A 13,317-nucleotide genomic window follows, 5' to 3' on the forward strand; every position below is an offset into this window, starting at 1 on the left:
GTCTGCGATCGGCTATCGAGACACGTCAGATGGCCGCCCCAAACAGATGGGGCACCTGCCCTCTGATGAATCGGTCGATGGGGTCTGCTGTCGATTCAGTTGACTCGTTGATTTAGGCCGCGGGTGCGACCTGTGGGTTGATGATTGCTTCGTACTCGATGGGCGTCAACTTCCCGAGCCCGCGTTGCCGACGCTTGCGGTGGTAGGTGCCCTCGATCCAGTGCACGATCGCGAGGCGCAGCTGCTCCCGCGACGCCCACCGGCGCCGGTTGAGGACGTTCTTCTGCAGGAGCGCGAAGAAGGACTCCATCGCCGCGTTGTCCGCTCACGCGCCGACCCTGCCCATCGACCCCAGGAGCCCGGCGTCAGAGAGCGCCCGAACGAACTTCTTGGAGCGAAACTGGCTGCCTCGGTCGGAATGAATGACTGTTCCGGACGGGTTCCGGCGCGAGATCGCCATCTGCAGSGCYGCRACSGCGAGMGAGGACCGCATCCGRKCRYCGATCGAGTAGCCCACGATSCGGCGGGAGCAGGCGTCCTTGAYMGCGCAGAGRTAGAGCTTGCCCTCSSCSGTSSKGTGCTCGGTGATGTCGGTCAACCACAGCCGGTCCAGGTCCGGGGCGGTGAACGCCCGCCGGACCCGGTCATCGTGCACCGGCGGGCCCGCTTTCCGGGTCAGTCCCCGTTTCTTGGCATGCAATGACCAGAGCCGCTGCTGCGAGCACAACCGCCACACGCGTCGCTCCGAGACTCGGTGGCCGGCGGCGCCGAGGTCGTCGGCGATGAACCGGTACCCGAACGTCGGGTCGTCGCGGTGCGCATCGACGGCGGCGTTGGTCAGGTGCGCGTTCTCCCAATCACGACGGCTCACCGGGCTCTTTCGCCAGGCGTAGAACGCCTGCTTCGAAAAACCCAGGACCCGGCAGGTCACCGCGACCGGGATCTGGTCGGCGGCGAGTTCCGGACCAGCGGGTACATCATTTTGGGAGGTGCGCTTGGGAGAGATACGCGGCGGCACGGCGAAGGATCTCGTTCTCCTGCTCTAGCAGTCGGTTCCGTTTCCGAAGCTCTCGCAGCTCGACGTTCTCGGTCGTCGTGGTCCCGGACCTGACCCCGTCGTCGATGTCGGCTCGACGCAGCCAGTTCGTCACGGTCCCCTCGGAGATCCCGAAGTCCTTCGCGACCTGCGTCAACGGGATCTCACCCCTTCGCGCGACCGCGATCACGTCGCGTCGGAACTCGTCCGGATAGGGCTTGGCCATGATCGACATCCTTCCAGCGAGGACCGCGTCCCCACAGGTCAGGAGTCAACCGAACCGACAGCAGACCCTCGAGACGCCCTCGACACCGTAGTCACCGAACAGTTCTGCAGCTCAGACTCGTCCAGCCTTCGCATCGGGAACGAGGTGTTCTGTCTTGTCGGCATCAGCGGAATCCTCCGCGGTCATGGGCTCGGTCTTATCTTCGATCTCCTTGGGGAGGGGGAGATCGGATCCCGTCCCCGAGTCGCCTGCCTCAGCTTCGTGCGCCGTCTGCTCTCCAGCAGGTCGGACGAGCAGGGCTAAGGTGAGCGCTCCGGCCATCACCATCCCGAATGTCGCTAGTCCGATGACCACTGCGATCACGAGGTGAAAGAACACCCCGGCAGCCCAGCCAGCCCGACGGAATCGTCGGTCAGACGAGAAGATCGTCGCCATGACGAAGAGCTCGAGGGCAATCGTTCCCCAGGTGATGACCGCTGCACCTGCCGGCGCCGCGAGGAGATCGAGCGCAGGATCGTAGAGCCATTGCGGCGCGCCGAAGGCGGGGTGCTGCATCCAGTACCAGAGAGCCGTCCCCTCGACCCACGGTGTCGAGGAGAACTTCGCTATCGCCGAGTTGGCGTAGACGATCACGAGTTGCGCTGCGATGAGCAGCAGCGCTGTGTTTCCTACAATGTTGACAACCCTGTTCCCCGGGGACGGCGCACCACGCCAAACGAACAGGCGGGTGTCACTGACGCACACTGGGATGAGGAACAGGGTGACGATCGCGGCGAGCTGGTCTCCGCCCTCCATCGGCGTGATGGTCCAGAAGACACTCACAGACACATACCAGTGCAGAACCGCGCTGACGGGCGGGAACAGGCCGAGGATCACGGTGCAGAGAAGGCCCACGCCAATCCAACGCGCGACGTCGGGGTCGTCCGCAAGGCAGAAGAGACCGATGCTGGGGACACCTGAGCACTCCGGCGCTGCCGATGTTGCAGGGTCGGACGAGTGGAACAGAGTCGTTCCCGGGTCCAGTGCGAGGGTCAGCAGCGTCGCCAAGGCGATCAAACTCCTCGCCGGGTGCAGCCACCTGGTCACCGGACTACTAGCAGGGATAAGCCGTTCCAGGAACGTTGATGTTGAAGCTGGGTGTTCCGTCATGACTCGCACTTCACGTTCACAATCCTGATGGACTGACGGTGCTCCCGCGTGAGCTTTCCGTAGGACCACGGAATCGGCTTGACCTTGGCAACGAGGATGTCGCCGCACGTTTCCGGAATCAACGGATTCAGAACCTGCTGACCGTTCACCTCAACCTTGTTTTCTATGACGCAGCTGTCGATGGAGGTACCTGGAGCGCATGAGGTCCATGCTGCTTTCACGGACCCGCTGTCAGGCTTCGCTACCGCAATCCGAGCGATATCACCGTCGACAAGTCGCGCGCCACGATTCAGTCCGAACGCGAACCGCGGAGAACCGCCAGAAATCGGGCTCACCGCCGTCCATCCTTGAGGGCTCTTGCGGTATGCGGTGTAGGTATCTTCCCGAGCGTCACGAGTGAAAAAACCCCACCCTTGTGGCACAAAGGTTCGCACAGTCTGCAGCACCGGATTCGATCCGGCGCTGGACTCGAAGACGCTGGGCTGCATGGTGGCCACGAAGGCCATCACGCCGATTAAGACGCCGCAGCCGAGCGCGATTCGTCGAACGTTCCGTTCGGTGTTGTGCCTTGCAGATGACGACCGGTCGATGTCCTCAGTGGTCATCGCTGCTGCTACTTGACCGCGGACGCGATCTTGGCGACGTACTCGGTGTATCCGAGGTCCTCCGTGCTGTCCGGGTTGATCGACTTCGCGTTCCAGACCTTCGCCTTGGTCCAGAGGACAAAGTGCCCTGCGACGGCGGTCTCGGCGACAACCGCAACGGCGATGCCTCCCACGACGGCGATCTCGACACCCGCGACGCAGACGCAGATAACGCCGCACTGCGGTTGAACCGTGCTTGCCCTCGAAACCTGCGGATAGTCCGACTCGATCGCCTTCGCGAAGGCAGACGTGAGCTGCTTCACGCCGTCGTCGACCTTGTAGGGGTCGCCGCTGCGAATCTGGTCAGCGGCCGCGGCGAGTTCGGAAGAGTGCTCGGCCTCCACGGTGGTCAGCAGCTTGTCCTGCACGTTGGCGATGTCTGCCCGGGAGGCCGCAGAGGCCTTCGACAGTGGCTCGATGTCGGCCGCGTCGGCGAACGCACCCTCGCCGTACAGCACGCCTTCTGCAATCTCCGTGTCGGTGAATTGAGGCGACGCTGCCTCCGCGTGTGCGGCGCTCACCGCGGGGACCGCGGCCAGCGCGAGAGAAGCGATTGCGATCTGCGCAACAAGACTGATCTTCATTGTAATTCCCCCTTGGAACTTTCACAGCAGTCTGCACGAGGTGCGCCGACGGAGTCAAGGGGGCCTCAGGTTGACGGCCTGACCGGCACCTGCGTTAGGTTGTTGAGGGGGAGGCAGATATGAGCAATCCGGGTTGGTTCGCGGCAATCGCCTGCGCTGTCCTCATTTTGGCGGTCAACGCTGCCATCTGGGGAGTGGTCTCAGTGGCAGCCGACGGCTTAGGCCGCAACCATGTTGCGGGCGTGCGCCTTCCTTCTGTCATGCGAAGTGACGAGACGTGGGTCGCCGGTCATCAGGCGGCCCGTAAGGCTGTGCGACCGTTCTTGATAGCGGCAATCATCGTCATTGTCATATCAATTCCGGCCCAGCTGGCGCCCGTCCTCTACGTGGTCCTAATCGGGCTCTCGCTCGCGTGCACCTTGGGCGGTCTCGTTGCGGCCGCAGTGTCCGCCTCACGTGCTGCTCGGCGCGTAACCTCGGCTCCGTAATCCGCGCTGTCGCGACGTGACGGTCGTCAACTGGATGCTCGCGCCGATGTTGTGGTTGTAGCGGTGTGGCGGCCGGTGTTGGGTCGCCCGAATCTCATGCCCTGACGTCGCAACGCTTATCTCCTCGTCGTCATCCAGCTGCAGGGCTTCATGAGTCCGCGCGCGATGATGTCTGCTCCGTCCGCCGCCGGGCGTCCGCAGCTGCCGCCTTGCATCAGAGCAGAACCACCTGTCTACTGTTCAGCGGCACGCTCGCCAGGGGTGAGCGGATGAAGCGGGCGGCCCGAGCAGCCCCGCAGCGCGAGCTGGAGTGCTGGAACGCCAGACCTGAAGGTGAAGGGGAGACATGTCGACCGAGCGGTCAGTAGAGCATCAGCGGGGGCGCCGAGCGGTCCCCTGGCTCTCGTTGGTGGTGTTCCTCGCGATGAGCCTCGGTGGTGCGTGGGTCGTGGTCTCACCCCTTTGGGCGAGTGGCGTCGGTCTTTCGTCGCCATGGGCTGCGGCTCTTCTGCCGGCGATGATGTTCACACCAGCAGTCGCCGTCCTCGTAGTGGGCTTGATCGAACGCAAGCGTCCCGCGGCGGCCGTCCGTGAGCTCGGCATGTGGCCGCTCCGACCCGCCAAGCGGGTTGTGGGGCTGACCCTGATCGGTCTCCTCGGTGTCCCTCTGGTCATCGCAGCTGGCATCGCTATCGCTGCCGTTCTCGGCTGGGTGGATCTCGATCTTCGACACCTGTCGGGCTTCCGGGCGGAGCTACGAGCGTCCGCCGGCGATGCTGCCGACACGATCCCGGTACGGTTCGTCGTCATCATCCAGTTGGTCTCGATCCCCTTCGCGGCGCTCTTCAACGGGGTGCTCGCCTTCGGCGAGGAAGTGGGATGGCGCGGATGGCTCCTTCCGCGACTTCGAGTGCACATGGGAACCTGGCCATCGATCCTCGTTACCGGCGCCATTTGGGGTGCTTGGCACAGTCCGCTGATCCTTCTCGGGTACAACTTCGCGCAGCCAAACATCGCTGGCGTCTCGCTCATGGTGGTCGCGTGCGCAGCGATCGGGACACTGTTCGGCTGGCTTCGCCTACGCAGCGGCTCTCTGTGGCCCTCCGTCTTCGCGCACGGAGCTTTGAACGCCAGCGCTGGCTTGGTCGTACTCTTCTCGGCTGCGGGCCGCGAGCTAAACCCCATCCTTGCCGGACCACTCGGAGTGGCCACGTGGCTCGCAGTAGCCGCCATCGTCGCCGTGCTCGGTGTGTTCCACCAGTTCAAAGCCTCCCGGCTCGGCTCGGTCACGAACCCATCCGCGGAGGTGAAGGAGTGGTTGCGCTGAGATGACCGGTCGGCGGACGGTCGGGGAGTCCCGCAGCGTCACGGATAAGGCGTCTACTGACATAATCTATATTATCGGTTGATCGACGCCGCTGTGGGGAGATGGTGCCGAGCTGTCTGTCCAGGGCCACCGGCGGAGCGGTCCGTGGTTTCTTCGCAACGGAGCGGTCCGTCCATACAGTGGTCCTGCTCATTGCCAGCGAGTAATGGCGGAGCGTCGCGCAGCGAGCTCATGTGGCGTCCGATACATGCAGTGAGGGTGGGGAGCCTGACCGTCCGCGAGAGTAGTAGCGATACGCTCGCGTCGCTCTACGCTGGGCCGGTGCACGCTCGCGCTCGGCTTGTTCTCGTGTCGGTGACCCGGGAGTCTCGGTCGATCGCTCAATTTCGTGCGTTCGTGTCACTCAGCCGCAGGCGTTGCGGTAACCGAGCAGTAACGGAGGGCCGGTGGTGAGGCCTGCGAAGGTGGGAGCAACTGTGCTCATATTCCCCGTGAGTGCGCGGTTGCTTCGGCTCCGCCTAGGTTTTGGCGAGTGGGAACATGGGTTCAAATCCCACCGGTACCGCCACAGGGTTGATTGCACGTCTGGTCTCCAGCGTTTGCAGATGTGACCCGACAGAAGAGCCCCCGGCTTCGGCCGGGGGCTCTTCTGGTTCTCTGGAGCTGTTCGGTGCTCGATTCCACGGGTCGCTCACGTATTCGTGGCTGCTCGAGCGCTCGGTGCGCCGTCCGCAGCTCGCTTCCGGGCACGCTGAAGCACCCCGGATGCTCCTCGCCCGTTCTCGGGCATGACGGAGCGTCGGGCTGCTTCCGCGGCCGGGGTGAGCGGCCCGCGCCGGCTCGTCGTTCCGATTCGTGGCCGTCGTGTTCGAACTGGATGATGCGTCGCATGTTCGAGGCGACAGCGAAGAGCGCGAGGGCGAACTGTTGTGCGGCGAGCCCGTGCATGGGTCGGCCCGATACGTGTCGAACCACTCCTTGCTGCCGTAGCGCAGCTTCTGCCGCAGCGACCTTCTTGCGATCCGATACCGCTTGTACCTCGACGTAGTCGACGGAGACGGCTCCGAGAGCGAGCGCGGAGACGTACCGAGGTGCGACCACCTGCGACGCAAGCCATTGATCGTTGCAGTGACTTCGAAATCGTTCACGTACAAGGCCATCCCGTGTCTCCCCGCGTTCGATTCACCCTGGCGATGTGTCCGCTCACGGGCCAACGCGAGCGCGTGTCGCCGCGTGGCGCGTTCTTGTTCGAGCAGCGGCAGCGTGCTGCGTGCCCGTGAGGTACGCCGGCTGTACCTCACCCTCGCGGGTGCTGCTCTCCGCCAGGCGCGGGTGTCCGCGCACAGGGGTCCTGACGAGAGGAAACGAACTCATGACCACGCAGCTCCAGGGGACGCATCGAAGGACCCACTGACGTTCTGCACCTGCGCGCAGGACGTCTGCTCCGGCGTGGACGACGTAGCTGACGGCACGGCCGGATCGTGTTGTTCGTGCCCCTTCCTCGACGGCGAAGCGCCCTGTCCTGCCCGCGAGGAGATCCCTCGCTTCGTGTCGGAGGATGCGCCGGCTCGGCTGGATCCGTATGGCGATCGCGCTCGAGATACCGCTCACCGCGACCCTCCCGCAGATGGTGAGCGACCTAGTTCGTGCTGACGGACAGGTAGTCGGCGTACCACTCCAGATCGGCGACGGACGGCGAGAAGGGAAGTCCAGGGCGGACTCCGGCGAGCTCCCAGAACTGGGCGCTGTCGAACCAGTTGTCGATCTCCAGCATCGACTGCTGGTGGGGCGTGAGCGTCGTGGCGGTGAGCGGTCGGACTCGTGGAAGGAGTCGGTCGGAGATCCACTGACCGATCTCGGCTACGAGGAAGGGGCCGGGAGCGTCGGCGTGCAGCACCCTCTGAGTGCCGAGCGCCTCTGAGGAAGTGGACGCGAGTCTGCTTATGCCGCTCGCGAGATCCCGCACGTTGACCGCTGACACGCGTGCCCGCCATGACCGGGCCGTGCCCTGGCCGACAAATGAGCTCGCGAGGGTTGGTACGACCCAGCGGTCGCCTGCACCCCAGACGAGGTTCGGCCTGATGATGATCGCTCCTGCCCCGAGCAGTACCTCCTCGCCCTCCGCACGGCTGGCGCTGACGGCTGATGCGGGGTTCGTCGGAGGGGTGGCCGCACCGCGATGCGGCCCCCTCCCGGTGACCGACGCGGTCGAGACGGCGATCAGGCGTTCGACTCCGGCGGCCTGCGCTGCTCTCGCGACAGTTGCGGCGACCTCGACATTCGAACGACGGAGATCCTCCGGCGTCCCGGAGACCGCGGAGACGCAGTGGACGACGGCGGACGCGCCAGCCATCGCCCTGGTCGTCGATGCTGGGTCTCTGAGCTCCGAGCGCCCCACTGTGCGGACGGTCGCCCCGCTGGCTTCGAGCGCGGCGACCACATGGCTGCCGATGTAGCCGGAGCCGCCGGTCACGGTGATGAAGGTTCCGGTCGGCGAGATCGGGTGAGCGCAACGGCTGTCGACTACGCTGGTCATCCGATGTCCCCCAGGTCCGAGCCGGTGCAAGAGCGTGCACTCCAGACACGCGCCGCTGTCGTTCGCGGCGCCGCCGTGGTGTTCGAGCGGCGTGGGTATGCCGGGGCGTCGCTCGATCTCATCGCGGACGAGGCCGGCGTCACGCGCGGCGCGATGTACTTCCACTTCCGTTCGAAGGACGAGATCGCGAACGCCGTGATCACCGAGCAGCACCGGATCGCCCGCGTCGACGCGGAGACCGCGATGGCCAAGGCGTCGTCCGCGGTCGAGGCGATGCTGCTCATGTCCGCCGGTCTCGCCCGCCAGCTCGTCAGCGACGGTGTGGTCAGCGCAGGGATCCGGCTGACGACCGACGGGTCCGCCGCGTCGGTGTCCAACGTGACGCCGTACCGCGACTGGATGGCCACCTTCGAGAACCTCGCCGGGCTCGCCGTCGAGCAGGGCGACTTCCGGCCGGACCTCGACGCTGCCCGGTTCGCCCGGTTCGTCATCCCGGCGTACACCGGGGTGCAGCTGGTCTCGGACACGCTGCACGATCGGCAGGACCTGTTCGAACGGGTGCGGGAGATGTGGGACATCCTGCTCCCGGGCGTCGTCGTGCCCGAGCGGCTCGACGCCTGCCTCGCACTGTTGGCGGTCATCCGGCCGTGACGTGGGTCGGCGTGACCCGCCGTGACGGTTCGGACCGCCCACGGAGCACCGCGCTCGTGCTCACCGCGCCGGACTGCTCGAAGGACACCCGCCACGTGTCGCCGTCGTCCGTCACCGTCACGGTGCACGGCTCGTCGAGCTCGACGACGGCGTCGTAGACGAGCTCCATCGTCGAGAGGTCTCCGGGGCCGCCCGCCGCCGACACCGCCTGTTGCGCGGCGCTGAGGAGCAGCATGCCCGGCACGTGGTCCAGCGGGTGGTCGAACCAGGCGGGCTCCCCGGTGTCAACGACGAGGAGGGAGACGCCTGCCCGGTCGGTCGGGGCGAGGAGGTCGAGCCCGCCACGACGGGACGGGCCGTCGACGCGTGGCGTGACGGGCGTCCGACCGTTCCGGGTCCGCTGGTAGGTGCGTCGATCGATGATCCGCGCGGCGGCGACGGCCCGACCGACCGCGCCGTCCCCGTCCTCGAACGTCGCTTCCAGGGTGAAGGCACTGACGCCGCGCGCGGACCGTCGGACGTCGACGACGCGCGCGTCGATCGAGATCGCCTCGCCGGTCTGCACCGTGCGGGCAGCGGTGCTCAGGCGCATCGACGGCATCAGGAACGCAGCATCGAGCGGCACGCCGAACGCGGTGTGGGCCAGGTAGATCGCGAGCTGCCGGACGGTCTCTGCGACGAGCGCCGGATCGACCTGCCGGGTGCGCCCGAGCAGGCGGTGGTTCCGCGGCCACTGCGCGCCGGCGAGGAAGGTCTCCCGGCCGGTGGAGTAGGCCTCGGTCACGAGCACGTCGGACAGCCACCGCCGGTGTACGAGGTGACCAGGGACGAGCTGCGCGTGGGTCAGGGCGGGAGCAGGAGCAAGGGCAGGAGCTACGAGGGTGGCGGACACGTCGGGTCTCCTCCGGTCGGGTTCAGTTCGGTGAGCGGGACGAGCAACGGCGCTGCTCCGGGATGACCGGGGCAGCGCCGTTGCTGGGTGTGGTCAGCGCAGGAGCGCGGGGCTCACTGCACGACGGGCACGGGGGCGGTCGTCGCCGGCGCGGTGCTCCGGCGTCGGAGCGAGCCGCCGACGAGGACGAGCGCACCCACGCCCGCGAGCGCGGCGCCTGCCCAGAGCGGCGACGTGAAGCCGAGGCCGGCCGCGATGGTGACGCCGCCGAGCCACGCACCGATCGCGTTGCCCACGTTGAACGCCGCGATGTTCGCACCGGAGGCGACCGTCGGGGCGTCGCCCGCGTGTGCCATGGTGCGCAGCTGCAGGCCCGGTGCCGTCGAGAGCCCGACCGTGCCGAGCAGGAGCAGCAGCACGACCGTGGCGATCGGGTTCGCGGCGGTGAGCGCGAACACCACGAGGACGACCGCGAGGACGAGGAGGATCGAGATGAGTGCCGGGTTCAACGCGCGGTCGGCGAGCTTGCCGCCCACGAAGTTGCCGACGAAGGTCCCGGCGCCGAACAGGACGAGCAGCCAGGGCACGGCTCCGGTGCTGAAGCCCGTCACCTCGGTGAGGGTGAAGGCGATGTAGGTGAAGGCACCGACGACGGCGCCGAACGCGAAGACGCTGGCGATCGCTGACACCCAGACCTGGGGACGCCGGAACACCGAGAACTCGGCTCGGAGCGTCGAACCACTCGGCCCCGGGGTCACCGGGACGAGCAGCCGGATGCCGATGAGCGCGACGACGCCGATGACCGTGATCGCCCAGAAGGTCGAGCGCCAGCCCAGCTGCTGCCCGAGGAACGTCCCGAGCGGGACACCGAGCACGTTCGCGGCCGTCAGTCCGGCGAACATGAGGGAGATCGCCCCGGCCTTCTTGTCCTCGGCGACCATGTCGGCCGCGACCACCGCCCCGATGCCGAAGAAGGCCCCATGGCACAGCGCCGCGACGACACGTCCGATGAGCAGGACCGAGTAGTCGGGTGCGATGGCGGAGAGCAGGTTGCCGAGGACGAACAGGACCATGAGTCCGAGCAGGACCTTCCGGCGTTCGAGTCGGTAGACGAGGGCGGTGAGGGCGATGGCCCCCAGCGCCACGCCGAGCGCGTAGCCCGACACGAGGTAGCCGGCCACGGGCTCGGTGACGCCGGTGTCGGCAGCCACCTCGGGCAGGAGCCCGACGATGCCGAACTCCGTGAGGCCGATGCCGAACCCGCCGAGCGCGAGTGCGATCAGTCCTAGGGGCATGTTGAGGGTCCTTCCAATCAGGGTCGGATGTATTTAACAAGCCTTGCAGCCGGTTTTGTCAAGCGGACGTGTCGAGGGAAATCGCATTGCTGTCAGCCTGTTCAGGCGCAGGAAGTGCCGTGTTTCCAGCCCGTAACGAGCGAGTGAACGATGACGACCGAGTTGACAAACAATCCGATCAGCCTGTTTTGTTCAACTGCACGTGAGGCACGCTCGCCTCGCGTCGACCAGGGGAGGCAGCACATGGGCATCGAGACGACATCGGAGACCGTCACCACCACCGCCGGAGCCGGCCCGCGCGCGGAGCACACCGCTCGCATCGTGGGGTTCTTCCCGGGCCTGGGGAGCCGGTCGGCGTTCCGCGAGCACGACCCCTTCACCATGACCAGCCCCGCGGTCCGGGACGTGCTCGACGAGGCCGGGTCCGCGTTGCACGATCCACGACCGGGCGACGGTGTGCGCTCGTCAGCCGAGCCACCGCGGGACCGTCTCCGTCGACAGGGATGGGTGGGTGCGGCGTTCCTCGCGCAGTCGATCGCCCTCCACCGGCAGCTCCAGGAGTCCGCGGCCGCGCAGGACACGGACCTGGAGTTCGCCGCCGTCACAGGGGAGAGCTTCGGGATCCTCGTCGCCGCGGTGGCAGCCGGCTCGCTCGGACTGCGCGACGGGGTGCGCATCGCCGAGGCGTTCACGCCGCTCATGCTCCTGGCGTCCGAGGTCGATGCCCCGCCCGCCGAGGCCGACGACGCGTTCCTGTCCGGCCTCCGCCGACACCTCCCCCGGTTCGCGCCCGGGACCCGCCCGGTCCGGGAGCCGGCGCACGTCATCGCCCTGACCGGGGACGCCGACCAGCTCGCGGACCTGCTCGACCACCTGGCCGCAGCGGTCCCGACCACCGACGTCGAGGTGCACAAGCGCTACTCCTGGCGCCAGGTCAACGTGTACGTCCGGGAGGGTTACACCGACCGCTTCCATCGGCTGCTCGAGGAGCACCCCTTCATCGAGGCGGAGCAGCGCAAGGAACCGACGACGTTCCTCGCCCACGCGAGCCGCATGCACGTCGTCCGGGACGCGCTGTCCTCCTGGATGACGGAGCAGGACATCCGCTTCCACGCCCCCCCCGGGTCCCCGTGGTCGCGAACCACCGGGACGGGATGCTCCGCACCGCCGAGGACGTCCGCGACGCCGTGCTCGCGATGACCGACCGGGTGATGGACTCGGAGGCCACGGTCGCCCGGATCCGGACGCTCGACGCCGACATGGTGCTCGAGATCGGTCCCGGCGGGAAGTCCCTCGACCTCCTCGCGCAGAACGCCGCCGAGACCCCCGCCGCGGCCTGGACCGGTGGCCCCGCCGAGGAACTCCTGGCCGCGATCACCCTGTCCGGACAGCTGCGCGCCACGGTCCGGCGTCTCTCCGAAGCAGGTGGGCGACCCGGCGCCGCGGAGTTCGACCTCCTTCGAACCCTCTTCCGCACCGCCGCCGGCTCAGACTTGCACGACCGCTGGATCCGCCGGGTCATCGGCTCCACGATGGACAGCGTCGCCGACCGTCCGCGGAACGACGGGCTGGCGGGCCTCCGGCGCTTCCTCGAGGTCTTCCGCGCCACCCACGCGCACCGCAACGACATCGACGTCGCCGCCGGTGAACTCGTGCTCCGCGCCCGGGTCAAGAAGCGCCTGACGGGGAACGCGGATCGGCTCGGGCACGCCCGGACCGAACTCGAGGTGCTCGACGCCGCCGGTGGGTCCTCGGTCCGCCACCTCGACGGCCCGTCGCACGCGGAGTCACTCGTGTTCCACTTCGAACGCCCGCTCGACACCGGGCCCGAGGACCTCACGCGTACCCTCCGGCGGCTCGTGCGCGCGCAACCGCTCGCGGAACGCGTCCACGCCGACCTGGTACGCGCGGTGGCGACGTCCGCTACGGAGGTGGGCCGTGCCTCCCGGCCGTCCACCGGCCCCTGGAACACAGCAGCCCTCGCGCTCGTCGCGCACCGCGTCGCGCTCTTCGAACTGGTCCGCACCTTCCGTCCCGCGCTCCTCGCTCAGACCGACCACCACCTCGCGGGCAGCGACCGGCCGGGCTGGTTGATCGCGCTCGCCGTTTCGGGCGCTGTCCCGGCGGCCGACGTCGTCCCGCTCGTCGCACGCTCCCTCCGGGACCCGGAGGGCCGCGACCAGGACGCGCTCGCGGCGGACCTGGCCGTCCTCGCCGACCGACTCGTCGGCGCGACCACCCCGGTGCTCTCACCGGACGGCATCCCGCTGACGACACGGCGCGAACTCCTCGACGCGACCCGGGCCGTGATCGTCGACGGCGCGCTCGACGCACCCGAGCGTCGCATCCAGCTGAACGGCGTGTGCCTCGTCGTCTCGCTGGGGTCGACCCTCCCGTCCTGGCGGGTCCGCACCGTGCCGCACCGCGCCGACGTCGTCTCCGTGCGGAGTGCCGGTGCGGTTCCCGAGCGGCCGTGACCGCGGTCCGCT

Annotated in this window: 11 protein-coding genes and 1 pseudogene; 5 read left to right on the forward strand and 7 right to left on the reverse strand. The window is 67.6% G+C overall.

Annotation, left to right across the window (positions count from 1 at the left end; genetic code table 11):
- Positions 1–112: 112 nt before the first annotated feature.
- The 4 genes and pseudogenes from BEP24_RS16920 to BEP24_RS05455 form a co-directional block, all read right to left on the reverse strand.
- A pseudogene (locus tag BEP24_RS16920) lies at positions 113–1,262 on the reverse strand (IS3 family transposase).
- A 111-nt stretch (positions 1,263–1,373) separates the two neighbouring features.
- Positions 1,374–2,411 carry a sporulation-delaying protein SdpB family protein gene (locus BEP24_RS05450; RefSeq protein WP_083230115.1) on the reverse strand — a complete coding sequence of 346 codons (1,038 nt, stop codon included), beginning with the start codon at positions 2,409–2,411 and terminating at the stop codon, positions 1,374–1,376.
- Positions 2,408–3,016, reverse strand: a complete 609-nt coding sequence (locus BEP24_RS16925) for an SdpA family antimicrobial peptide system protein (RefSeq protein WP_139197416.1) — start codon at positions 3,014–3,016, stop codon at positions 2,408–2,410. The genes BEP24_RS05450 and BEP24_RS16925 overlap by 4 nt, the downstream gene beginning before the upstream one ends.
- A gap of 8 nt (positions 3,017–3,024) precedes the next feature.
- A complete protein-coding gene (locus BEP24_RS05455; protein ID WP_065961135.1) occupies positions 3,025–3,639 on the reverse strand; it encodes a hypothetical protein in 615 nt (204 codons plus the stop codon).
- 119 nt (positions 3,640–3,758) lie between these two features.
- Here BEP24_RS05455 and BEP24_RS18175 point away from each other — a divergent pair, with 119 nt between their 5' ends.
- A complete protein-coding gene (locus BEP24_RS18175) occupies positions 3,759–4,127 on the forward strand; it encodes an SdpI family protein (protein WP_083230116.1) in 369 nt (122 codons plus the stop codon).
- A 409-nt stretch (positions 4,128–4,536) separates the two neighbouring features.
- A complete protein-coding gene (locus tag BEP24_RS05460) occupies positions 4,537–5,454 on the forward strand; it encodes a CPBP family intramembrane glutamic endopeptidase (protein ID WP_253181590.1) in 918 nt (305 codons plus the stop codon).
- Between the two features lie 1,639 nt (positions 5,455–7,093).
- Here the strand turns inward: BEP24_RS05460 and BEP24_RS05465 are convergent.
- On the reverse strand, positions 7,094–7,990 hold the full coding sequence (locus tag BEP24_RS05465) for an NAD(P)-dependent oxidoreductase (protein ID WP_065961140.1): 897 nt from the start codon (positions 7,988–7,990) through the stop codon (positions 7,094–7,096).
- 3 nt (positions 7,991–7,993) lie between these two features.
- Between BEP24_RS05465 and BEP24_RS05470 the strand changes: the two genes are divergently transcribed.
- Positions 7,994–8,641: a ScbR family autoregulator-binding transcription factor gene (locus BEP24_RS05470; protein ID WP_065961144.1), complete on the forward strand. Its 648-nt coding sequence runs from the start codon at positions 7,994–7,996 to the stop codon at positions 8,639–8,641.
- On the opposite strand, the gene BEP24_RS05475 is transcribed toward BEP24_RS05470, so the two are convergent.
- A complete protein-coding gene (locus BEP24_RS05475; protein ID WP_083230117.1) occupies positions 8,628–9,533 on the reverse strand; it encodes a ScbA/BarX family gamma-butyrolactone biosynthesis protein in 906 nt (301 codons plus the stop codon). The genes BEP24_RS05470 and BEP24_RS05475 overlap by 14 nt on opposite strands.
- A 113-nt stretch (positions 9,534–9,646) precedes the next feature.
- Complete coding sequence (locus tag BEP24_RS05480; RefSeq protein ID WP_065961147.1) at positions 9,647–10,828, reverse strand: MFS transporter; 1,182 nt, start codon at positions 10,826–10,828, stop codon at positions 9,647–9,649.
- Between the two features lie 243 nt (positions 10,829–11,071).
- On the opposite strand from BEP24_RS05480, the gene BEP24_RS05485 reads away from it, so the two are divergent.
- Both BEP24_RS05485 and BEP24_RS17430 read left to right on the forward strand, forming a co-directional pair.
- Positions 11,072–12,028, forward strand: coding sequence for a hypothetical protein (locus BEP24_RS05485; RefSeq protein ID WP_065961148.1), 957 nt, complete (start codon positions 11,072–11,074; stop codon positions 12,026–12,028).
- Complete coding sequence (locus BEP24_RS17430) at positions 11,983–13,305, forward strand: hypothetical protein (protein ID WP_171898731.1); 1,323 nt, start codon at positions 11,983–11,985, stop codon at positions 13,303–13,305. Before BEP24_RS05485 ends, BEP24_RS17430 begins: the two co-directional genes overlap by 46 nt.
- Positions 13,306–13,317: the final 12 nt, after the last annotated feature.

The organism is Curtobacterium sp. UCD-KPL2560 (genome assembly GCF_001705035.1).
GTDB lineage: Bacteria > Actinomycetota > Actinomycetes > Actinomycetales > Microbacteriaceae > Curtobacterium.

Coding starts and splice junctions, on each gene's coding strand:
- BEP24_RS05450 (WP_083230115.1), bottom strand. CDS start 2,411: ATGACGGAACACCCAGCTTCAACATCAACGTTCCTGGAACGGCTTATC.
- BEP24_RS16925 (WP_139197416.1), bottom strand. CDS start 3,016: ATGACCACTGAGGACATCGACCGGTCGTCATCTGCAAGGCACAACACC.
- BEP24_RS05455 (WP_065961135.1), bottom strand. CDS start 3,639: ATGAAGATCAGTCTTGTTGCGCAGATCGCAATCGCTTCTCTCGCGCTG.
- BEP24_RS18175 (WP_083230116.1), top strand. CDS start 3,759: ATGAGCAATCCGGGTTGGTTCGCGGCAATCGCCTGCGCTGTCCTCATT.
- BEP24_RS05465 (WP_065961140.1), bottom strand. CDS start 7,990: ATGACCAGCGTAGTCGACAGCCGTTGCGCTCACCCGATCTCGCCGACC.
- BEP24_RS05470 (WP_065961144.1), top strand. CDS start 7,994: ATGTCCCCCAGGTCCGAGCCGGTGCAAGAGCGTGCACTCCAGACACGC.
- BEP24_RS05480 (WP_065961147.1), bottom strand. CDS start 10,828: ATGCCCCTAGGACTGATCGCACTCGCGCTCGGCGGGTTCGGCATCGGC.
- BEP24_RS05485 (WP_065961148.1), top strand. CDS start 11,072: ATGGGCATCGAGACGACATCGGAGACCGTCACCACCACCGCCGGAGCC.
- BEP24_RS17430 (WP_171898731.1), top strand. CDS start 11,983: ATGCTCCGCACCGCCGAGGACGTCCGCGACGCCGTGCTCGCGATGACC.